The 21,455-nt window shown below is 43.0% G+C and carries 20 protein-coding genes; 17 read left to right on the top strand and 3 right to left on the bottom strand.

Features of this window, described 5'->3' with window-relative positions; genetic code table 11:
* The first annotated feature begins 98 nt into the window (after positions 1 to 98).
* The 17 genes from hag (ACMX2I_RS03520) to ACMX2I_RS03600 all read left to right on the top strand — a co-directional run bounded on the left by hag (ACMX2I_RS03520) (position 99) and on the right by ACMX2I_RS03600 (position 16,892).
* On the top strand, positions 99 to 1,004 hold the full coding sequence (gene hag / locus ACMX2I_RS03520) for a flagellin Hag (RefSeq protein ID WP_414956184.1): 906 nt from the start codon (positions 99 to 101) through the stop codon (positions 1,002 to 1,004).
* Between the two features lie 338 nt (positions 1,005 to 1,342).
* Positions 1,343 to 2,245: a flagellin Hag gene (gene hag, locus ACMX2I_RS03525; protein WP_414956185.1), complete on the top strand. Its 903-nt coding sequence runs from the start codon at positions 1,343 to 1,345 to the stop codon at positions 2,243 to 2,245.
* 233 nt (positions 2,246 to 2,478) lie between these two features.
* Positions 2,479 to 2,808 (top strand): flagellar protein FlaG, encoded by a 330-nt coding sequence (gene flaG, locus ACMX2I_RS03530; RefSeq protein ID WP_414956186.1) that lies wholly within the window; start codon positions 2,479 to 2,481, stop codon positions 2,806 to 2,808.
* 17 nt (positions 2,809 to 2,825) lie between these two features.
* Positions 2,826 to 4,322, top strand: a complete 1,497-nt coding sequence (locus ACMX2I_RS03535; RefSeq protein ID WP_414956187.1) for a flagellar hook-associated protein 2 — start codon at positions 2,826 to 2,828, stop codon at positions 4,320 to 4,322.
* A gap of 21 nt (positions 4,323 to 4,343) precedes the next feature.
* Positions 4,344 to 4,745: a flagellar export chaperone FliS gene (fliS, locus tag ACMX2I_RS03540; RefSeq protein ID WP_087991547.1), complete on the top strand. Its 402-nt coding sequence runs from the start codon at positions 4,344 to 4,346 to the stop codon at positions 4,743 to 4,745.
* Positions 4,742 to 5,083 carry a flagellar protein FliT gene (locus tag ACMX2I_RS03545; protein ID WP_087991546.1) on the top strand — a complete coding sequence of 114 codons (342 nt, stop codon included), beginning with the start codon at positions 4,742 to 4,744 and terminating at the stop codon, positions 5,081 to 5,083. The genes fliS and ACMX2I_RS03545 overlap by 4 nt, the downstream gene beginning before the upstream one ends.
* Positions 5,084 to 5,092: 9 nt before the next feature.
* Positions 5,093 to 5,470, top strand: a complete 378-nt coding sequence (locus ACMX2I_RS03550) for a hypothetical protein (protein ID WP_148962639.1) — start codon at positions 5,093 to 5,095, stop codon at positions 5,468 to 5,470.
* Between the two features lie 190 nt (positions 5,471 to 5,660).
* The gene (hpf, locus tag ACMX2I_RS03555) at positions 5,661 to 6,230 is read left to right on the top strand and encodes a ribosome hibernation promotion factor (RefSeq protein WP_087991544.1); all 570 of its coding nucleotides are present in this window, start codon (positions 5,661 to 5,663) and stop codon (positions 6,228 to 6,230) included.
* A gap of 168 nt (positions 6,231 to 6,398) precedes the next feature.
* A complete protein-coding gene (gene secA / locus ACMX2I_RS03560; RefSeq protein WP_414956188.1) occupies positions 6,399 to 8,924 on the top strand; it encodes a preprotein translocase subunit SecA in 2,526 nt (841 codons plus the stop codon).
* 69 nt (positions 8,925 to 8,993) lie between these two features.
* A protein-coding gene (prfB, locus tag ACMX2I_RS03565) for a peptide chain release factor 2 (RefSeq protein ID WP_141113398.1) occupies positions 8,994 to 10,095 on the top strand; the annotation gives its coding sequence in 2 pieces (ribosomal slippage) (positions 8,994 to 9,065 and positions 9,067 to 10,095; 1,101 coding nt in all).
* A 166-nt stretch (positions 10,096 to 10,261) separates the two neighbouring features.
* Positions 10,262 to 11,104, top strand: a complete 843-nt coding sequence (locus tag ACMX2I_RS03570; RefSeq protein WP_289348376.1) for a YitT family protein — start codon at positions 10,262 to 10,264, stop codon at positions 11,102 to 11,104.
* A 48-nt stretch (positions 11,105 to 11,152) separates the two neighbouring features.
* Positions 11,153 to 11,491 carry a cytochrome c551 gene (gene cccB, locus ACMX2I_RS03575; RefSeq protein ID WP_087991541.1) on the top strand — a complete coding sequence of 113 codons (339 nt, stop codon included), beginning with the start codon at positions 11,153 to 11,155 and terminating at the stop codon, positions 11,489 to 11,491.
* A gap of 234 nt (positions 11,492 to 11,725) precedes the next feature.
* Positions 11,726 to 12,412 (top strand): cell division ATP-binding protein FtsE, encoded by a 687-nt coding sequence (gene ftsE / locus ACMX2I_RS03580; RefSeq protein WP_087991540.1) that lies wholly within the window; start codon positions 11,726 to 11,728, stop codon positions 12,410 to 12,412.
* The gene (ftsX, locus tag ACMX2I_RS03585) at positions 12,405 to 13,295 is read left to right on the top strand and encodes a permease-like cell division protein FtsX (protein ID WP_087991579.1); all 891 of its coding nucleotides are present in this window, start codon (positions 12,405 to 12,407) and stop codon (positions 13,293 to 13,295) included. Before ftsE ends, ftsX begins: the two co-directional genes overlap by 8 nt.
* A 139-nt stretch (positions 13,296 to 13,434) precedes the next feature.
* On the top strand, positions 13,435 to 14,877 hold the full coding sequence (gene ctpB, locus ACMX2I_RS03590; RefSeq protein WP_414956189.1) for a carboxy-terminal processing protease CtpB: 1,443 nt from the start codon (positions 13,435 to 13,437) through the stop codon (positions 14,875 to 14,877).
* A gap of 384 nt (positions 14,878 to 15,261) precedes the next feature.
* Positions 15,262 to 15,615 (top strand): swarming motility protein SwrAA, encoded by a 354-nt coding sequence (gene swrA, locus ACMX2I_RS03595; protein ID WP_052331638.1) that lies wholly within the window; start codon positions 15,262 to 15,264, stop codon positions 15,613 to 15,615.
* Between the two features lie 80 nt (positions 15,616 to 15,695).
* A complete protein-coding gene (locus ACMX2I_RS03600; RefSeq protein ID WP_414956190.1) occupies positions 15,696 to 16,892 on the top strand; it encodes a PDZ domain-containing protein in 1,197 nt (398 codons plus the stop codon).
* 47 nt (positions 16,893 to 16,939) lie between these two features.
* On the opposite strand, the gene ACMX2I_RS03605 is transcribed toward ACMX2I_RS03600, so the two are convergent.
* The 3 genes from ACMX2I_RS03605 to ACMX2I_RS03615 all read right to left on the bottom strand — a co-directional run bounded on the left by ACMX2I_RS03605 (position 16,940) and on the right by ACMX2I_RS03615 (position 21,442).
* The gene (locus ACMX2I_RS03605) at positions 16,940 to 18,274 is read right to left on the bottom strand and encodes an MFS transporter (protein ID WP_414956191.1); all 1,335 of its coding nucleotides are present in this window, start codon (positions 18,272 to 18,274) and stop codon (positions 16,940 to 16,942) included.
* 31 nt (positions 18,275 to 18,305) lie between these two features.
* Positions 18,306 to 18,872 carry a TetR/AcrR family transcriptional regulator gene (locus ACMX2I_RS03610; protein ID WP_253268599.1) on the bottom strand — a complete coding sequence of 189 codons (567 nt, stop codon included), beginning with the start codon at positions 18,870 to 18,872 and terminating at the stop codon, positions 18,306 to 18,308.
* A 77-nt stretch (positions 18,873 to 18,949) separates the two neighbouring features.
* Positions 18,950 to 21,442 carry a PEP/pyruvate-binding domain-containing protein gene (locus ACMX2I_RS03615; RefSeq protein WP_414956192.1) on the bottom strand — a complete coding sequence of 831 codons (2,493 nt, stop codon included), beginning with the start codon at positions 21,440 to 21,442 and terminating at the stop codon, positions 18,950 to 18,952.
* Positions 21,443 to 21,455 lie beyond the last annotated feature (13 nt).

Here is a 21,455-nt window from a genome sequence, read left to right on the forward strand (position 1 = left end):
ATATTAATAATGTAGCCGGGAGGGACGCAAAAGATTCTCGCTAGTTATAAAAATGAGGTACAAGGACGTGCCGAACATATTCAGGGAGGAACAAAACAATGAGAATTAACCACAATATCGCAGCACTTAACACATTAAACCGTTTAGGCGCAAACAACGGTGCGAGCCAAAAGAACATGGAGAAACTTTCTTCAGGTCTTCGCATCAACCGCGCGGGAGATGACGCAGCAGGTCTTGCGATCTCTGAAAAAATGAGAGGACAAATCAGAGGTCTTGAAATGGCTTCTAAAAACTCTCAAGACGGAATCTCTCTTATCCAAACAGCTGAGGGTGCATTGACTGAAACTCACTCAATTCTTCAACGTGTTCGTGAACTAGTTGTTCAAGCAGGAAACACTGGTACACAAGACGATACGGATCTTGGTGCGATTCAAGAAGAGATCAGTAACTTAGTTCAAGAAATTGGTGGCGGATCTGACAAGAATGGTATCTCTGACCGTACAGAATTTAATGGTAAGAAATTACTTGACGGTACTTACAGCAAAGATGGAGCAACTCCAAAAGAATTGACTTTCCAAATTGGTGCTAACGGTGCTCAACAATTATCTGTCCACATTGAAGCAATGTCTGCTGACAAACTTGGAACAGACCCAGCAGACCCAACTAAAACCGTTTCGGCTCTGAAAGTAACTGATTTTGCAACAATTGCTGCAGGTGATGCTGGTGGTTTTAATGATCAATTAGATATTGTTGATAATGCCATCACTCAAGTTTCTAACCAACGTTCTAAACTTGGTGCGGTACAAAACCGTCTAGAGCACACAATCAACAACTTGAGCGCTTCTGGTGAAAACTTGACAGCTGCTGAGTCTCGTATCCGTGACGTTGACATGGCGAAAGAAATGAGCGAGTTCACAAAGAACAACATTCTTTCTCAAGCTTCTCAAGCGATGCTTGCTCAAGCAAACCAACAGCCACAAAACGTACTTCAATTGTTACGTTAATGGAAGGCCCCTTTATGGGGCTTTTTTATGTTGACTTTTAATTGGATATAGGCGATCTTGAAGGTCTTATGTGAGAACCGCTTAATGTGATGCCATATTTTAAGTTGGAATATAGGCATCATTAAATTATGTAAATGGATCAAATAATGAGAGTTTTTCAAGAAATTAACTTGTAAATATAGGTAGATTAAATATAGGAGATAAATAAACTTATAAATGCTAAACATTCTATAAAACTTTCCGATATTTAAATTGTCAGGGTTGATCAGCCCTAGAATGAAGGACTTTTTTCAGACAAGGATGTCTGTCAGGTCCCAAATACATGGAGGTAATAGAAAATGAGAATTAACCACAATATCGCAGCACTTAACACATTAAACCGTTTAGGCGCAAACAACAGTGCTAGCCAAAAGAACATGGAGAAACTTTCTTCAGGTCTTCGCATCAACCGCGCGGGAGATGACGCAGCAGGTCTTGCGATCTCTGAAAAAATGAGAGGACAAATCAGAGGTCTTGAAATGGCTTCTAAAAACTCTCAAGACGGAATCTCTCTTATCCAAACAGCTGAGGGTGCATTGACTGAAACTCACTCAATTCTTCAACGTGTTCGTGAGCTAGTTGTTCAAGCAGGAAACACTGGTACACAAGACGATACGGATCTTGGTGCAATTCAAGAAGAGATCAGTAACTTAGTTCAAGAGATTGGAAATGGAACTGATAAAAACGGTATCTCTGATCGTACTGAATTTAATGGTAAAAAATTGTTAAACGGTGATTTCGCTAATGGCACAGCTACTCTAACTTTCCAAATTGGTGCAAACAAAGCACAAAAATTAGATGTGAATATTGAAGCGATGTCATCTGACAAGCTTGGTGCTACTGATGCAGGTGGAGCTCTTGTAGCTGGTCAATCAGTTGCTGACATTGATGTAAAACAATTTGCTGCTGCAACACCGACTCTTACATTTGATCAACAATTAGACATCGTTGACGGTGCTATTAAACAAGTTTCTAACCAACGATCTAAACTCGGTGCGGTACAAAACCGTCTAGAGCACACAATCAACAACTTGAGCGCTTCTGGTGAAAACTTGACAGCTGCTGAGTCTCGTATCCGTGACGTTGACATGGCGAAAGAGATGAGCGAGTTCACAAAGAACAACATTCTTTCTCAAGCTTCTCAAGCAATGCTTGCTCAAGCAAACCAACAGCCGCAAAACGTACTTCAATTGTTACGTTAATTTTAAAGAGACCTTGGCCTTGCCGGGTCCTTTTTTTTATATGTTTAACTCCGAATGGTTCCCCTGCTATATATCCCTAACTCATGATATAATAATCGGATTGCCCGCTAGCTTGATAAAAGTATATCTAAAATAAGAAATCTAAAACGAATGAGTTTTTTTCCAAAAATATGTGTAATCTTCTCTCTACTCAGTCGATATAAACGGTAGATTGGGACATAGGGGATGATCAATTGAATATTGAAAGGCTCACTACGTTACAACCTGTTTGGGATCGTTATGATACTCAAATACATAATCAAAAAGATCATGGAAGTGAGGTTCCTGTTCAGCGAGTTTCATATGCCAATCTCGCTGAAACGGTAGGGGAAATGAACAAGCTTTTGGAACCTTCGCAAGTTCACCTGAAGTTTGAGCTCCATGAAAAGTTAAATGAATACTATGTAAAGGTAATAGAGGACTCTACAAATGAAGTCATCCGCGAAATTCCGCCGAAGCAGTGGCTTGATTTTTATGCGGCTATGACTGAATTTCTTGGGTTGTTTGTAGATGAAAAAAAGTAGATGAGGAGTGATTTGAAATGGTTATGAGAATATCAGGTTTGGCGTCAGGAATGGATATAGATGATATCGTCTCAAAACTGATGCAGACAGAAAGAGCGCCGCTTGACAGGCTGACACAAAAAAAGCAAACGCTTGAATGGCAGCGTGACAGCTACCGTGAAGTAAATACAAAAATAAAAGAATTGCAAGATTATATGTCTAAAAATACGCTGACATATCCGAGTACGTATCAGAGCAAAACAGTATCAAGCTCAAATGAGTCTGTGTTAACTGCTACAGGAAGCACAACCGCGCCAAATGCGTCTTCTACTGTTGAAGTAGCGAGCTTGGCAACCTCAGCAACGTATAAGGCCGATAATTATGCGGGATACACACAAGGCGACTATAATTTGGCGTTTAACGTTGTGACGCCTGGCGAGACGACGGCAAAAACCGTCAACATCAGTGTGACGAGCACTGATACGATTGATAATGTGATTTCTAAAATCAACACCTCCGATCTCGGAGTATCAGCGTTTAAAGATAAAATTTGGAACGGTACCGAGTATGTAGAAACGATTGCGTTTTCTTCTAAAGCAACAGGCGCAGGAGGCAGCATACAAGCAGCGGATACTGTTACTGCCGACTTTATGTCCGGCCAGCTTGGTTTTTCTTTAGACGCAGATAATAAGCTCACTGCTTACAAAGAGGGAACCAATGCAAAAGTCACAATTAATGGCTTTGAAATGGAGAAGCTGACAAACAACTTTACGGTTAACGGTGTTACCTACTCGCTCAAAAATACAACAGAAACCACAGGCCCTGTTACCACATCTGTTTCTACTGATGTTGACGGAATTTATAACCAAATTAAAGAGTTTGTAGATAAATACAATGAGTTGGTTGACAGCCTGAATGAAAAGCTTCAGGAAGAAAAATACAGAGACTATACGCCGCTGACGAGTGAACAAAAAGAAGCAATGTCCGATAAAGAGGTAGAACTCTGGGAAGAGAAGGCAAAAAGCGGTTTGCTGAGAAATGATACCAGTATAAGCACGGGTACGAACCAAATGAGAACTGATTTTTACTCTCAAGTAACAGTTGATGGGAAAAATCATCAGTTAACTGAATTTGGCATCACAACCTCGAGTGCTTACCAATTGCGGGGACATTTAGAGATTGATGAAACAAAACTAAAGGCAAAAATACAAGAAGATCCGCAAAGTGTTGCCGCTTTATTTACAAACGGAACGAACAGCAGCCCTTATAGTGAAAAAGGGATTATGAAACGCATCGGCGACACACTGAAAAGCACAGTGAAAAGCATTGAAGCAAAAGCCGGCAACTCGACAATGGGAACCGATAACTACTTAATCGGTAAAAATATAAACACGATTAACACTGATATCTCTAAAATGCAGGACCGATTGAATACCGTTGAAAACCGCTACTATAAAAAATTCAGTGCAATGGATTCTGCGATTCAAAAAATGAATGAACAAGCGTCCTATTTATCACAGCTTCTTGTACAATAAAAGTAATTTGGAGGATGACACATGGCGATCCAAAATCCTTATACAGCTTATCAGCAAAATTCAGTGAATACCGCTACACCCGGTGAACTGACGCTTATGCTGTATAATGGCTGTTTGAAATTTATAAGACTTGCATCCCAGGCCATTGAGAATGATGATATGGAACGTAAAAATGAAAATTTGATTAAGGCGCAAAATATCATTCAGGAATTAAATTTTACACTGAACCGTAACATTGAGCTTTCCAATTCCATGGGTGCGATGTACGACTATATGTATCGAAGATTGGTGCAGGCAAATATCAAAAGTGATACGAGCATGCTGGCTGAGGTTGAAGGCTATGTAACAGATTTTCGCGATGCATGGAAGCAAGCCATTCAAACTGAACGGAAGGATCGGCACGGATCAGGCGGGATGGCATGAATAACATAGATCGACTATACACTGAGACGAAGAGTATGCTGTCACACATACAAGATACACCGGAAAGCGATGAACTTTTAGCGCAAATTGAAGACTTTGTGGCTAAACGGTCTGAACTTATTCAGAAGATATCTCTGCCGCTTTCAGAAGAGGAACAAAAGCAGATGAGGCTTGTCCTGACATGGGATCAGCTTATTGTGAAGGAAATGGAAAGACTGAAGCAGTCAATTGCAGGCGAGCTTCAGCAGGTAAAAAGAAAACGCGCGATGCATACGACGTATTTAAACCCTTATAACAACATCACGATTGACGGCAGATATTATGACAAGCGTAAATAGGTGAGTGCCGTGAAGAGCATTGAAGATTATACGCTTTTATCAGCTTATTATCATCTTCTTTTTACCATTGAGGAAGGGCTGTGTTATTTGATAGAGGCTGAACAAAATTTATCAAAAACAGAAGGGGATCGGATCTACCAAGATCTGATCCAAGCCTTTTTTTATTTGGATTCAACACATTCAACACTTCTTTTTATTATGAATACCGGGTGTGCTGAATTATGTATTAAAGCATTTGACGAAATTTTTGCGGAGTTTGACCAATTGGTTTCTTTCTCTTTTCCCTCTCAAGAGTTTTGCGAGTATTTAAAAGAACATTTTCTGATTCATTATAGAAAATGGATGCTGTCCATTCATCAATGTATGGAGCCCTTTGTAATCAATTAGGCGAGGATGAGGTATTTGTTTCTTACAATCGGCATATACATATACCTCCGAACCGCCAATAACAACAGCATATAAAACACAATTCGACAAAGTTCACTGAATTTTCACAAAAAGTTTACGTTTCGGCAGGAATTGTGAAGGGTAAAGGAGAAATAGATACATATCCTTAATAAAAGGGAGGCGTTCTTTGATGAACTATAACATCAGAGGAGAAAATATTGAAGTGACACCCGCGTTGAAGGATCATGTCGAGAAGAAGATCGGCAAGCTGGAGCGTTATTTTGACCATAACGTGAATGCCGATGTGAACGTCAACTTGAAGTTTTACAATGACAAGGAGTCTAAAGTTGAGGTTACGATTCCGATGACAGATCTGGCGCTTCGGTCCGAGGTGCATAACGAGGATATGTACAACGCAATTGATCTCGCAACAAACAAACTGGAACGTCAAATCCGTAAGCATAAAACGAAAGTAAACCGCAAATTCCGTGAGCAGGGCTCTCCGAAATATCTATTAGCGAATGGTCTCGGCTCTGATACAGACATTGCGGTTCAGGATGAAATAGAAGATGAGGATAGCTTGGACATTGTCCGTCAGAAACGCTTTAATCTAAAGCCGATGGATAGTGAAGAAGCGATCTTGCAAATGAATATGCTCGGCCATAATTTCTTTGTTTTCACCAATGCGGAAACAAACCTTACAAATGTCGTATACCGCAGAAATGATGGGAAATATGGCTTGATTGAACCGACTGAATAATGAAGCGCAGCCTTCCGTGATCTACACGGAAGGTTTTTGTTTTTTCTTATTTGCAAATTCTTTGGAAATAACACAAGGTATGATATGATAATGAGAGGTATACATGGGCTAGTAAATTATTTATACATGCCTGCAAATCAGGCATGTGAAGATAGAGGAGCGTTATAAATGCTTGGAATTTTAAATAAAATGTTTGATCCAACAAAACGTACGCTGAATAGATACGAAAAAGTAGCTAACGATATTGATGCGATTCGCGGAGACTATGAAAATCTCTCTGACGATGATCTGAAACATAAAACGATTGAATTTAAAGAGCGCCTTGAAAAAGGGGCGACAACCGATGATCTTCTTGTTGAAGCATTTGCCGTTGTTCGGGAAGCTTCGCGCCGCGTAACCGGCATGTTTCCGTTCAAAGTCCAGCTCATGGGGGGCGTGGCGCTTCATGACGGAAATATTGCGGAAATGAAAACAGGGGAAGGGAAAACGTTAACGTCTACTCTGCCTGTTTATTTAAATGCGTTAACAGGTAAAGGCGTGCACATCGTGACTGTCAACGAATACTTGGCGAGCCGTGATGCTGAGCAAATGGGGGAAATTTTCGAGTTTCTCGGTTTGACCGTCGGATTGAATTTAAACTCATTGTCAAAAGACGAAAAGCGGGAAGCTTATGCCGCAGACATTACTTACTCCACAAACAACGAGCTTGGCTTCGACTATTTGCGTGACAATATGGTTCTTTATAAAGAGCAGATGGTTCAGCGCCCGCTTCATTTTGCGGTAATAGATGAAGTTGACTCTATTTTAATTGATGAAGCGAGAACGCCGCTTATCATTTCTGGACAAGCTGCAAAATCCACTAAGCTGTACGTACAGGCAAATGCTTTTGTCCGCACGTTAAAAGCAGAGAAGGATTATACGTATGATATCAAAACAAAAGGTGTACAGCTGACTGAGGAAGGAATGACGAAGGCGGAAAAAGCGTTCGGCATTGATAACCTGTTTGATGTGAAACATGTCGCGCTCAACCACCATATCAACCAGTCTCTAAAAGCACACGCTGCGATGCAGAAGGACGTTGACTACGTTGTGGAAGACGATCAGGTTGTTATTGTTGATTCGTTTACGGGGCGCCTGATGAAAGGCCGCCGCTATAGCGAAGGCCTTCACCAAGCGATTGAAGCGAAGGAAGGGCTTGAAATTCAGAACGAAAGCATGACCTTGGCGACAATTACGTTCCAAAACTACTTCCGGATGTATGATAAACTTGCCGGTATGACAGGTACGGCTAAGACAGAGGAAGAAGAATTCCGCAACATCTATAACATGCAGGTTGTCACGATCCCAACTAACAAACCTGTTGTCCGTGACGACCGTCCGGATTTAATTTACCGTTCGATGGAAGGAAAGTTTAAGGCTGTTGCGGAGGATGTCGCACAGCGTTACATGACGGGACAGCCTGTTCTTGTCGGTACGGTTGCGGTTGAAACGTCTGAACTGATTTCTAAGCTGCTCAAAAACAAAGGAATCCCGCATCAAGTGTTAAACGCCAAAAACCATGAACGTGAAGCGCAGATTATTGAAGAGGCCGGCCAAAAAGGAGCAATTACAATTGCGACAAACATGGCGGGGCGCGGAACGGACATTAAGCTTGGCGAAGGCGTAAAAGAGCTTGGCGGCCTTGCTGTTGTCGGAACGGAACGACATGAATCTCGCCGGATTGACAATCAGCTGCGAGGGCGTTCTGGACGTCAGGGAGACCCGGGGATTACCCAATTTTATCTTTCTATGGAAGATGAATTGATGCGCAGATTCGGAGCTGAGCGGACAATGGCGATGCTTGACCGTTTCGGCATGGACGATTCTACTCCAATTCAAAGTAAAATGGTATCCCGCGCGGTTGAATCGTCACAAAAACGCGTCGAAGGCAATAACTTCGATTCACGTAAACAGCTCCTGCAATACGATGACGTTCTCCGCCAGCAGCGTGAGGTCATTTATAAGCAACGCTTTGAAGTCATTGACTCTGAAAACCTGCGTGAAATCGTTGAGAATATGATCAAGTCTTCTCTCGAACGTGCAATTGCAGCCTATACGCCAAGAGAAGAGCTTCCTGAGGAGTGGAAGCTTGACGGTCTTGTTGAGCTTGTCAACACGACTTATCTTGATGAAGGCAAGCTTGAGAAGAGCGATATCTTCGGGAAAGAGCCGGATGAAATGCATGAGCTCATTATGGATCGCATCATGACCAAATATAATGAAAAAGAAGAGAAATTCGGCGAAGAGCAAATGCGTGAATTCGAAAAAGTCATCGTCCTTCGCGCCGTTGATTCAAAATGGATGGATCACATCGACGCAATGGATCAGCTTCGCCAAGGGATTCACCTTCGAGCTTACGCGCAGACAAATCCGCTTCGTGAGTATCAAATGGAAGGCTTTGCGATGTTTGAGCATATGATTGAATCGATCGAGGACGAGGTTGCAAAATTTGTGATGAAAGCTGAGATTGAAAACAATCTGGAGCGTGAAGAGGTTGTACAGGGCCAGACAACGGCTCATCAGCAGCAAGAAGGCGACGATAACAAAAAAGCAAAAAAAGCACCTGTTCGCAAAGTGGTTGATATCGGCCGAAATGCCCCATGCCACTGCGGAAGCGGGAAAAAATATAAAAATTGCTGCGGCCGGGCTGAATAGTCCGTTCGGGCAAGGTTGCTGACCGCGGCGCCAGCAGGCGCCTGCGGATCTTTTAATGAGGTGAATGGAATGGAATTATCAGAAATCAGAGCAGAGCTCGAAAATATGGCTTCTCGTTTAGCGGACTTTAGGGGGTCTCTTTGACCTCGAATCAAAGGAGGACCGCATTGCTGAGCTAGATGAACAGATGTCTGATCCGGAATTCTGGAATGATCAGCAGAAAGCCCAAACAGTCATAAATGAAGCAAACGGTTTAAAGGATTATGTCAATTCATATAAAAAATTGAGTGACTCCCATGAGGAATTGCAAATGACTCATGATCTTTTGAAAGAAGAGCCTGATCCAGACCTGCACCTTGAGCTTGAAAAAGAACTAAAATCATTAACAAAAGAGTTCAATGAGTTTGAGCTTCAGCTTCTTCTCAGTGAGCCGTATGATAAAAATAACGCGATTTTAGAATTGCACCCTGGTGCTGGCGGTACAGAGTCACAGGACTGGGGCTCTATGCTTCTTAGAATGTATACCAGATGGGGAGAGCGCCGCGGCTTTAAGGTGGAAACGCTCGATTACCTTCCAGGTGATGAGGCGGGAATTAAATCAGTCACATTACTGATTAAAGGACACAACGCTTACGGTTATCTCAAAGCAGAAAAAGGTGTCCATCGTCTCGTGCGGATTTCGCCGTTTGATTCATCAGGCCGCCGCCACACGTCTTTCGTTTCATGTGAAATCATGCCTGAATTTAACGATGAGATCGATATTGATATCCGTACGGAGGATATTAAAGTTGATACGTATCGCGCAAGCGGAGCGGGCGGACAGCACGTCAATACGACCGATTCAGCCGTTCGGATTACTCACTTGCCGACGAATGTGGTTGTGACGTGCCAAACGGAGCGCTCACAAATTAAAAACCGTGAAAGAGCCATGAAAATGCTGAAGGCCAAGCTGTATCAGCGCAGAATTGAAGAACAGCAGGCAGAGCTGGATGAAATTCGCGGTGAACAAAAAGAAATCGGCTGGGGCAGCCAAATCCGCTCTTACGTATTCCATCCGTATTCTATGGTAAAAGACCATCGCACCAATACAGAAATGGGGAACGTTCAAGCGGTAATGGACGGAGACATTGATACATTTATTGATGCCTACCTGCGTTCTAAGCTTTCATAAGCAGAAAAACACACCTGATGTACGCAGGTGTGTTTTTTCATTCTTTCATATCCTTGATTCCACTGATGCTTTAGCATATTACCACTGTATTTTGGTGTTATTTACATCTGGTCAGGGAAGGATTAAAATGCTATCGGAGAGCATTGGAAGAAACGGAGGATATACAATGGATCGGAATCAAACACTTCGAGTTTTACGGGATTATGTATACATACTGATAGGAGCAGCGATTACAGGTGTGTCCTTTAATGTATTTTTGCTTCCAAACAAGATTGCTGCCGGCGGTGTCAGCGGAATCAGCACGATTTTGCAGTCATATGGTTTTGAAGCAGCTTATGTACAGTGGATTATTAATATTCCTTTATTTATTGCCGGTATCATTTTACTCGGCGGAAAATTTGGGCTTAAGACGCTTGCGGGTTCTGTTTTTTTGCCGCTTGTTGTGTTTTTGACAAGAGATATTCAGCCGGTCACCCATCATGAGCTCTTAGCGGCGATTTTTGGCGGCGTCGGTATCGGTGTCGGAATTGGCATTGTGTATTTAGGGAAAGGGTCGACGGGAGGAACGGCCTTGGCTGCGCAGATCATTCATAAGTACTCCGGTCTGTCATTGGGAACGTGCCTTGCCATCATTGACGGATTGATTGTCGTTACGGCTATGATCGTATTTAATATTGAGCAAGGCTTATATGCGATGCTTGGCGTCTTTGTGTCCAGCAAAACAATTGATGTCGTTCAAGTCGGCTTTAATCGTTCAAAAATGGCGCTCATCATTACAAAGCAGGAGCAGGCAGTCAAGGAAGCCGTTTTACAGAAGATTGACAGAGGCGTGACGAGAATTTCCGCGGTCGGCGGATATACTGACGATGACCGTCCGATTTTAATGTGCGTAGTTGGGCAAACTGAATTCACCAAATTGAAACAAATCGTCAAACAGATTGATGAGTCAGCTTTTGTGATTGTGGCGGATGCAAGTGAGGTACTGGGCGAGGGTTTCAAACGCGCTTAAACGAGGTTATAATATGAAAGAGATCGTAAAGGAGTTGTGCTTCTCAACATGAAATCAAAGTTATCGATACTAATGCTTGTATTTGCGCTTTCTGTTCTGTTGGCTGCCTGCGGTTCAAATGATGCAAAAGAAGAGAAGACAGACACCGGCAGCAAGACTGAAGCCTCTGCATCTGAAGGGGAAGAATTATATCAGCAAAGTTGCGTAGGCTGCCACGGCAAGGATTTAGAAGGTATGTCAGGGCCTAATCTCCAAGAGGTAGGAGGCAAATACGACGAAGACAAAATTGAAAGCATTATTAAAAACGGACGCGGCAATATGCCGAAAGGGCTTGTAGATGATAACGAAGCAGCTGTTATTGCCAAATGGCTGTCAGAAAAAAAGTAAGTTGAGAAAATCTTTGCCTCAGTGCAGGCAAGGATTTTTTTATGCCATGACAATTTGAATGAAAAGAAACTGTAATAGTATTATGTCTAAATTTGACGTATAATGAAGTGTGTTGAAAAATGAAACTTTCAGATTTTTCGTCTTTTTACAAATGAATGAGTCATAAATTGTCGAATGCATTCGAAGAGTATGACCGTGTGATAGATAAAATGATATAAAAGATTAGGTGATTTCATGATAGAAATGAAGGAAGTATACAAAGCCTATCAGAATGGCGTAAAAGCGCTCAATGGGGTGTCTGTTGCCATTCATCCGGGCGAGTTTGTTTATGTTGTCGGTCCGAGCGGAGCGGGTAAGTCTACTTTTATTAAAATGATATACAGAGAAGAAAAACCGACAAAAGGACAGATTTTAATTAATCATAAAGATCTTGCTACCATTAAAGAAAAAGAGATTCCTTTTGTGCGCCGTAAAATAGGTGTTGTCTTCCAAGATTTTAAGCTTCTGCCGAAACTTACTGTTTTTGAAAATGTGGCGTTTGCCCTTGAAGTAATTGGAGAACAGCCGTCTGTCATTAAGAAACGGGTGCTTGAAGTGCTTGATCTTGTTCAGCTGAAGCATAAAGCGAGACAATTTCCTGACCAGCTTTCAGGCGGGGAGCAGCAGCGTGTTTCTATTGCCAGATCAATTGTGAACAACCCTGATGTTGTCATTGCTGATGAACCTACAGGAAACCTTGATCCGGATACGTCCTGGGAAGTCATGAAGACGCTCGAGGAAATTAATAACCGCGGGACAACAGTCGTGATGGCGACACATAATAAAGAAATCGTAAACACCATTAAGAAACGTGTCATTGCAATCGAAGATGGTATCATTGTGCGTGATGAGTCAAGAGGGGAGTATGGTTCATATGATTAAAATTCTCGGGCGCCACTTGCGTGAGAGTTTTAAATCTCTCGGGAGAAACACATGGATGACGTTTGCATCCATTAGTGCTGTAACCGTTACGCTGATTTTAGTCGGCGTGTTTTTAGTGATTATGCTGAATTTGAATAACATGGCTTCGAATGCTGAAAAACAAGTCGAAATCAAAGTTTTGGTTGATCTGACTGCAGATCAGAAGGCGCAGGACAAGCTGCAGAACGATATTAAAGAACTAAAGGGCATTCAGAGCGTCAATTTTTCATCAAAAGAAAAAGAGCTTGACCAGCTGGTTGACAGCTTTGGTGACAGCGGAGAATCCCTGACAATGCAGGATCAGGAAAACCCGCTTAATGATGCGTTTGTCATCAAAACGACAGATCCGCATGATACGCCAAACGTGGCCAAAAAGATTGAAAAAATGGATCATGTCTATAAAGTCACTTACGGAAAAGAAGAGGTCAGCCGTTTGTTTAAAGTGGTTGGCGTTTCCCGCAACATCGGAATCGCGTTAATTATCGGCTTGGTATTTACGGCGATGTTCTTAATTTCCAATACCATTAAAATTACAATTTTCGCAAGAAGAAAAGAAATTGAAATCATGAAGCTTGTCGGCGCGACGAACTGGTTTATCCGCTGGCCGTTTTTCCTTGAAGGATTGCTGCTTGGTGTATTCGGCTCAGTGATTCCGATCGCACTGGTGCTGAGCACTTATCAATACGTCATCGGATGGGTCGTTCCGAAAGTTCAAGGATCATTTGTCTCTCTTCTTCCTTATAACCCATTTGTATTCCAAGTTTCGTTAGTGCTGGTTGCAATCGGCGCAGTGATTGGGGTATGGGGAAGTCTGACTTCCATCCGCAAGTTTCTGCGAGTATAAAGAAAAAAAGCTGTCCCGCTTCCGGGGCGGCTTTTCTTTTGCCTTCTTTTTCTTCTATGATTACATGAAATCTCCATCCTTTACATATACTATCTCTAGGTTTTGATAAAGACAGTCTGGCATACAGGAGGAGTATAGGATGAATCAAAAAATAATGGCTGTAATAGCAGCGGGGAGCATGCTCTTCGGAGGCGCCGGTGTATATGCGGGAATGAACCTGCTTGAGATGGATAAGCCCCAGACTGCAGCTGTTCCTGCGACCGCACAAGCTGACTCTGAACGGGATAAGGCCATGGAAAAAATCGAAAAAGCGTATGAGTTAATTTCGAATGAGTACGTAGAAAAAGTTGATAGAGAAAAGCTGCTCGAGGGAGCCATCCAAGGAATGCTGTCAACGCTAAATGATCCTTATTCTGTCTACATGGACAAGCAGACGGCTAAGCAATTTTCTGATTCTCTTGATTCCTCGTTTGAAGGCATCGGAGCTGAGGTTGGTATGGAAGACGGCAAAATTATTATTGTTTCTCCATTTAAGCAATCGCCGGCGGAGAAAGCCGGACTCAAGCCCAATGATGAAATTATCAGCATCAATGGAGAATCAATGGCCGGTAAGGATTTAAACCAAGCTGTACTAAAAATAAGAGGAAAGAAAGGCTCCAGCGTTTCAATGAAGATTCAGCGGCCGGGGACGAAGAAGCAGCTGTCATTCCGGATCAAGAGAGCTGAAATTCCGCTCGAAACGGTTTTTGTTTCAGAGAAAAAAGTGCAAGGGCATTCTGTCGGCCATATCGCCATCTCTACTTTTTCAGAGCATACCGCGGAGGACTTCGCAAAAGCGCTGGGCGACCTTGAGAAAAAAGGAATTGAAGGGCTTGTCATTGATGTACGCGGCAACCCGGGCGGTTATCTGCAAAGTGTAGAAGAAATTCTTAAACACTTCGTCACAAAGGATCAGCCGTATATTCAGATTGCTGAACGTAATGGAGATAAAAAACGTTATTTTTCAACATTGACCCGTAAAAAAGCGTATCCTGTCAATGTGATCACGGATAAAGGGAGCGCCTCCGCATCAGAAATTCTTGCCGGCGCATTAAAAGAAGCGGCCCATTATGATGTTGTAGGCGATACGTCTTTTGGTAAGGGAACGGTTCAGCAGGCTGTTCCGATGGGAGACGGCAGCAACATTAAATTAACCCTTTACAAGTGGCTGACGCCAAAGGGAAATTGGATTCATAAGAAAGGAATTGAGCCGACCATTGCCATTAAGCAGCCTGATTATTTTTCCGCTGGCCCCTTGCAGCTGAAGGAGCCGCTTAAAGCGGATATGAACAATGAGGATGTCAAGCATGCTCAGGTTTTATTAAAAGGTCTCAGCTTTGATCCGGGACGTGAAGATGGCTATTTCAGCAAAGATATGAAAAAAGCGGTTATGGCCTTTCAGGAACAAAATAAGCTGGTTAAAACGGGCGTAATCGACACGCGTACTGCAGAGTCATTAAATCAGCAGATAGAAAAGAAAAAATCCGATGAAAAAAATGATTTGCAGCTCCAAACAGCGCTGAAATCATTATTTGTCAATTAAAGGAGATGGTGTTCCATCTCCTATTTCTTTATACTTAACGAGAAAGTGAATCATAAGTCACATAAAAAATGAGTTTTTAACAAGAAATTAAAAAAATTTTCACAAATAAACATTTATAAAGGACTTGTATTACCCGATATCAATAGAAGAGAGAGACTTTCTAACGAGTTAATATGCATTTAAAATGAAACTTTTGCAAGTTGCCTAGTCTTTGTTTACTTCATACAATATAAGAAGGTTCTAAAAAGAACAGTAATCAGGTTTATGGCAGCTGAACGACAGGTATTTAAAAAGTAACGTTAGCGAGAATGCTTGTTTAGCACTCCAGTACTGCTGCTTATACTGGCCCGTGCTTATCTGTATAAAGAAAATGGGGGTTCACAATTGAAGAGGGCAAGTATTGTGCGTGAAAAAAAATATTATGAATTAGTGGAACAATTAAAAGACAGAACACAAGATGTAACATTTTCGGCTACAAAAGCACTAAGTCTTCTTATGCTGTTCAGCAGGTATTTGGTCAATTACACCAATGTCGAAACAGTAAATGAAATCGATGAAGAGTGTGCCAAACATTATTTTAATTATTTAATGAAAAATCATAAGCGATTAGGAATCAATCTGACAGATATCAAAAGGTCGATGCACCTGATCAGCGGTTTATTGGATGTGGATGTGAACCATTATTTAAAGGATTTTTCACTATCGAATGTCACGCTGTGGATGACGCAAGAGGGATAAACCATCCTGAGGATATCCAAGCCATTTAATATTTGATAGAATATGAGTAACATGTTTGGCTTGAGGCGGTGAAAAAGATAGTGTCTGTTCAATGGGGATTTGAACTGTTAAAAAGTGCGGGCCTGTTCTTCTTACACCCGCTTTTCTGGTTTTTTATCATCATAAGCCTTGCTTTCGGCTATGTGAGAATCAAACGGGAACGAAGAACCTTTCATACAAGAATAGCGGATATTTATGATGATCTAAAATTCACTTATACAAAGGGATTGATTCCCGGACTCCTTTTGTCAGTTGTTTTAGGCGTACTCGGCATCTCGATTCCTCTCGGTGTACTTGCAATTATTGCCGTTATCACTGCGGCGGCAGCGCTCACTCTTCGCGCCAACTGGATGTCTGCTGCATATATCGTCAGTATGAGTATGCTGATAGGTTTTGGACTGCAAATGAATCAAGCTGAACCTTTTCTAGAGAGATTTCCACAAGGGTTTGCGGTCGTTTGGCCGGCTATGGCTGTGTTTTTGGGCTTGTTGGTTATCATTGAAGGAGTAGTAGCTTATCGCTCTGCACATGTGAGAACATCACCGGCACTTGTCGTGAGCAGCCGCGGTTTGCCTATCGGCCAGCAGCTGGCAAACCGGATATGGCTCTTGCCGCTGTTCCTTCTCGTGCCCGGGAACGGATTAGAATCGCACCTCAGCTGGTGGCCAGTGTTTACTGTTCCCGGCGGGTCATTCCATTTTCTATGGATTCCTTATTTTGTCGGGTTTGGGCAACGGGTGCAGGGATCGCTGCCTGAAACGAGCATAAGGATCACAGCGAAACGCATTTGTATTTTGGGCCTTGCCGTCACAGCTCTCGGTGCAGCGAGCTTACTGTGGGCGCCGCTTGCGGGAGCAGCCGTCTGTGCAGCTTTGTTAGGACGTATCTTTCTGTCTATTAAGCAAAGAGCGAACGATAACGCGGCACCGTTTTATTTCTCAAAACGTGATCAAGGCTTAATGGTGCTTGGTATTATACCAAATACGCCAGCTGAGGATCTGGAATTGAAAATTGGGGAAATCATTACGAAAGTTAATGGCATACCCGTTAAGAATGTATCCGATTTTTATGAAGCGCTCCAGCATAACGGTGCGTATGTGAAGCTTGAAATTATCGGTTTGAACGGGGAAATTCGTTTTGATCAGCGAGCTTCTTATGAGGGAGAACATCATGAATTAGGTATCCTTTTCGTAAAGGATGAACGTGAAGACGAAGCAGCCGCTTTGTCTGGGTCGTAAAAGACAGCCCGGCACCGCAAGAAGATGCGGTGCCGGGCTGTTTTGAATTACGCTGAGTTTTTCTCCAACCGTGCCGTTTCATCAGATTTGATGCCTAATGAAACAAAAACGCCAATGATGGACACAGCAAAGAGAATGATAAATAGGGTGTGATATCCCGATACCAGGCCTATTAAGGCTGATGAAATGATGCTTCCGAAATAACGGAAGGTCGAGAAAATTCCGGACGCCGCTCCTGACATGCTAGGATCTACTGTGGCAAGCGATGACACCTGCATGCTGGTCAGTCCGACTCCGGACGCCAGCCCGCCCAGGATAAGAGAGAGCATGAGGAACAAGACGGAATGCGAGCTGCTTAACAGCATAAATAATAAATTGGCTCCAGCCATCATGGCAAATGAAAGAAAAATGATTTTCTTTGCTCCCCATTTGTGATGGAGCTGTGCGCCTGCCCAGTTGCTCGCCGACATAAAGATCGAAAATACAGAAAGCGCCATGCCGCTGTTAGACGTATTAAGCCCAAATTGGTTCGTCATGAATAATGGCATAATCAATAAGATGGCATACATCATTAGATTGCTCAACAAGACTGATAGATTGGCATTTGTAAAGGTTGAGCTTTTAAACAGTGTAAAATCGATGATTGGATGCTGTGTGCGTTTTTCTCTTCTGAAAAAAAGCGGCACAAAAAGAAGTATCAATACACTGTATACCGCATAGCCCCATGAAGCCTCATTTTTCGTCAGCAGGATAATTGAAACGATACTGCCCGCAAGCAAGACAGACCCGATAATATCCAGCGGCGCTTCAGATTTATTTTCTTTATATTGAGGGAACATGATTAATGCCGTAAATAAAGCAATGGCGAGAAACGGGATGTTGACCCAAAAAATCGAATGCCAGCTGAAGCTGTCAATCAGCATAGAGCCGATGAAAGGCCCGAGTGCTGCTCCAAGTCCCGCGCCAAGCCCGAAAAATCCAAATACTTTCGGAAGGCGCTTTTCAGAAACAACGTGACGGATAATGGCAATGCTGTTTGGCGTAAGCAGTGCGCCGCCGACAGCCTGCAATGCCCGAAAGACAATCAGCAGCAGCAGGCTCGGTGAGAGGGCGCAGCCTAGGGATGCGATAAGAAATAGACCGACGCCCCATAAATACATTGTTTTGTTGCCGTACATGTCACCGAGTTTTCCAGCGATCGGCTGTGTGACTGCCATTATGATTAAATAAACGGTAACCACCCAAGTGATGCTTGTGATGGACTCGTTATACGTATGGGATATAGATGAGAGCGCGACCGCGATCATCGTTGAGTTAATGGGAACCAGGATGGCCCCCAATAATAACGAGACGATCAGCGCCCATTCTTTTCTTGAACTCATTGGTATCCTCCTTTTTGTTATGCCAAGGAGTTCATCGAGAGATTCCTTTGACAAATAAAGCAGTGCTATGCTCCAGCATTTTTTCCTGAGGCATTGAAATCACCCGATCTCCTAAATGGAGGCGGTGAATAAAATAACCGAAAATGAGCGACATGAACACGTCCGCATGCTCCGCTTCATTTCCTGTCTGAATAACCCCTTTTTCACCCATTTCTTTGAGATAATCAACCAATAGCTGTTTCATAGATTGGGGATATTCAGTTACGTGGTTGATGACATCCTGAAACATGGCCGGTTCACGAAAGCTGATTTTAATCAAATCTTTTCTATGTTCGAGCTCCTCCAAGAGACAGGTACCGATATGCAGCAGGTCTTTATGCAAATCGCCTTCTGTTTGCTCCAAAATGCGGCTCCTGTTTGGAGAAGGCTGAGAAAGCAAAGCCTCGACTAGCCCCTGTTTGTTTTTAAAATTCCTGAAAATCGTCGCTTCACTGACATTTGCTTTTTCTGCGATTTCTTTTGTAGTCGTTGCGCGATATCCTTTTTTGACGAGCAGCTGCATGGCAGCGTCAAGGATTCTCTTGTTTGTCGGTCTCAATACGTTTCACCTCACGAATATACTGGCAGGACAAGTATACACCTGCCCCGCTTGCATAAGAAAGGGGGGAGAAGGCGTCAGGCCCGGCTGACAACTGTGATTTTGCCGCTGCTCCCGTCAACAGTGATGATGTCTCCGTCTCGAAGTCTTTCTGTTGCAGTGCGTGTGCCGAGAACGGCGGGAATGCCGTATTCGCGAGCGATAATCGCAGCGTGAGACAATATGCCGCCTGTATCTGTAATAATCGCTTTGGCGTCTTGAAACAGGCTGGTCCATAGCGGTGTGGTCATTTTGCAAACGAGCACTTCACCAGAAGCGAATTGAGAAAATTCACTGGCGTCTCGAATGATTTTTACCGGACCTGTGGCGATACCGCTTGATGCTGCGATGCCGAAAATATGATTCTCCGTATTTTTTTCATCCTCAATGACGGCGCCGACAATTTCTTCAGCGATTTTGAGCTGTTCTTTTGTCGGATTGCCGAGGTAGGCAGGGGCTTTGGCAAGCTCATACTCGTGAAAGGCCTGTCTGCGTTTTTCAGCCTTATCTTGCAGGGATACAGGGTGAAGCAGCGCGTTTTCCACTTCATCATCATATAGGAACCAAAGGTCTTCACGATCTTGAATGACACCGTTTTCCGCCAGTAATTCACCTACCTTGAGCAGAAAGACTCTCGTCTTGGCATCCAGCATGGCGTCGATATAAAAATGATGGTCATCCATTATATTTGCAGCGTTCAGCGTCCACTGATAATAACGGTTGAATTCTTCTTGTAAATTGGGATCATCTATGTTTTTCAAGAAGTCATGGTATAATTTCTCTCGTTTTTCTTTCGTTTTCTGAAATTCATTGTCAAAATGATAGCCATTGCGGACGTAATTTTGAATATTGGCCAGAGCAAAATACGGATTTTCTGCCCAGATCTGTTCAATCAGGTCATGGCTCTTTACAGACCTCCACCCGTAATCCTGTAAAAATTCATGGATGTTACTCAGGAAGTGTCTGCCCTCATTAGTTTGTTTCAATTTTTCCTGCAGGTGTTCCGGCTTGGTGTTTTTAAAAATAGACAGCAGATTCGGGTTTTTCTGCACTTCAACGGAAAATAGCCATAGGAGGCGGTCTGTTTCCAATGATTTGTTCATTTTTCCTGTCAGCATTTCGTAAAAATGAGCGGTTTCGGACTCGCCTTGAATGCGCTGGTACATCGCTTGCAATTTGTTTGTCAGAAGCATTTGCGGGAAAACAATATTGAAATGCTCATCATAAGCTGTGAGATAAAAGGCTTTTAACTTCCGAAAAGCATCAAGCGCGCTTTCAGCAGTATGATCAGTTTGTGCGAGCTGATCCAGCGTCTCATAAAATGGAAGGTATGTGTGGTTGATGATGTCATACATACGCTCTGTTAATATCGGAAAAATCTCTTTGCCGCAGTCCTCATCAGGCTGATGCCCGCCTTGGTTTTTGGAGTAAATGTGCCCGCGATAAAGCTTCACTTCTTCTGCAACTGCGCCGAGCGGAAACTTTTGCATGTTTTTCTTCAAGCCGTATTCCATGGCCGGTACAATGATCGAAGAAAATAACGGACTTATCGGACCTTCAATATTTGATTCCATGTTGATCCAGAAATCATTCATGTCAGCGTCTGTTATCATGAAGCTGCGTTCTTCTTCTGACGCTTTTTTGTCCTGTTCAATGGTTGTAATCGGGCGGGCCTGCAAAAGGTATACGTGATGGTCAGCGATTCCGAATTCGATATCGACTGGATATCCGTACAGCTCTTCGGTTTTTTTCGTGATTTCAGCCAGTTCACTCACTTGTTCATCTGTAAGGCAAAAACGGCTCCGCATGTCTTCGCTCGTTGCTCTTTCAGCAATTCCTTCTGCCGCGGACTCCATGTAGATTTCTTTTGCGCCTATTTCTTTCTGAATCTCAAACGAAGATTTATTGACTATAAATGTGTCTGGGGTGACACTCCCTGAAACGATAGCTTCTCCCAAACCATAGCTGGCGCTGATTAATAGCTCTCTATCATCATGGGTAACAGGATTGCGGCTGAAAATTACACCTGATACGTCTGAATCGATCAGGCCTTGAACGACAACTCCCATTAACGGCTCTGCGATCTGGTTGTTCATTTTTTTCTTATAACTGCTGACTCGGCCGGAGAAAAATGAGGCCCAGCATTCTTTCACTTTAGCTAGAAATTCTTCCTCTGTTTTGATATTTAAATAGGTTTCATATTGCCCCGCGAATGAAGCGCCTTCTAAATCTTCCGAGGCAGACGAAGAGCGAACGGCAACGGAGCGATATGATTCTCTTAACTTGTAAAAGGAACTTGTCAGCTCATGTTTCACTTCCTGAGAAAATGTTCCGTCGATGATCTCGTTTTCGATATTTTCGCTAGTCTCATGAAGCTGGTTATCCTCCATAAAACGGGTGAGCGCATTCGTCTGAATGATAAACCCGTCCGGAACAGGAAGCCCGTGTTTGGTCAGTTTAATTAAATTCATGCCTTTTGCGCCAGCCAGCTGGCTGGACGCTTCTGCTTGGCGAAATAAAAAAGAATACATATTTGAAACCCCT

The organism is Bacillus sp. SW14, from assembly GCF_047608225.1.
GTDB classification, from domain to species: Bacteria; Bacillota; Bacilli; order Bacillales; family Bacillaceae; genus Bacillus; species Bacillus subtilis_G.

Bases quoted from the DNA above. Each gene is read 5' to 3' on its own strand.
- ftsE (WP_087991540.1), top strand. From the start codon at position 11,726: ATGATAGAAATGAAGGAAGTATACAAAGCCTATCAGAATGGCGTAAAA.
- ACMX2I_RS03605 (WP_414956191.1), bottom strand. From the start codon at position 18,274: ATGAGTTCAAGAAAAGAATGGGCGCTGATCGTCTCGTTATTATTGGGG.
- ctpB (WP_414956189.1), top strand. From the start codon at position 13,435: ATGAATCAAAAAATAATGGCTGTAATAGCAGCGGGGAGCATGCTCTTC.
- hag (WP_414956184.1), top strand. From the start codon at position 99: ATGAGAATTAACCACAATATCGCAGCACTTAACACATTAAACCGTTTA.
- hpf (WP_087991544.1), top strand. From the start codon at position 5,661: ATGAACTATAACATCAGAGGAGAAAATATTGAAGTGACACCCGCGTTG.
- ACMX2I_RS03535 (WP_414956187.1), top strand. From the start codon at position 2,826: ATGGTTATGAGAATATCAGGTTTGGCGTCAGGAATGGATATAGATGAT.
- ACMX2I_RS03570 (WP_289348376.1), top strand. From the start codon at position 10,262: ATGGATCGGAATCAAACACTTCGAGTTTTACGGGATTATGTATACATA.
- ACMX2I_RS03545 (WP_087991546.1), top strand. From the start codon at position 4,742: ATGAATAACATAGATCGACTATACACTGAGACGAAGAGTATGCTGTCA.
- ftsX (WP_087991579.1), top strand. From the start codon at position 12,405: ATGATTAAAATTCTCGGGCGCCACTTGCGTGAGAGTTTTAAATCTCTC.
- cccB (WP_087991541.1), top strand. From the start codon at position 11,153: ATGAAATCAAAGTTATCGATACTAATGCTTGTATTTGCGCTTTCTGTT.
- ACMX2I_RS03615 (WP_414956192.1), bottom strand. From the start codon at position 21,442: ATGTATTCTTTTTTATTTCGCCAAGCAGAAGCGTCCAGCCAGCTGGCT.
- hag (WP_414956185.1), top strand. From the start codon at position 1,343: ATGAGAATTAACCACAATATCGCAGCACTTAACACATTAAACCGTTTA.
- fliS (WP_087991547.1), top strand. From the start codon at position 4,344: ATGGCGATCCAAAATCCTTATACAGCTTATCAGCAAAATTCAGTGAAT.
- secA (WP_414956188.1), top strand. From the start codon at position 6,399: ATGCTTGGAATTTTAAATAAAATGTTTGATCCAACAAAACGTACGCTG.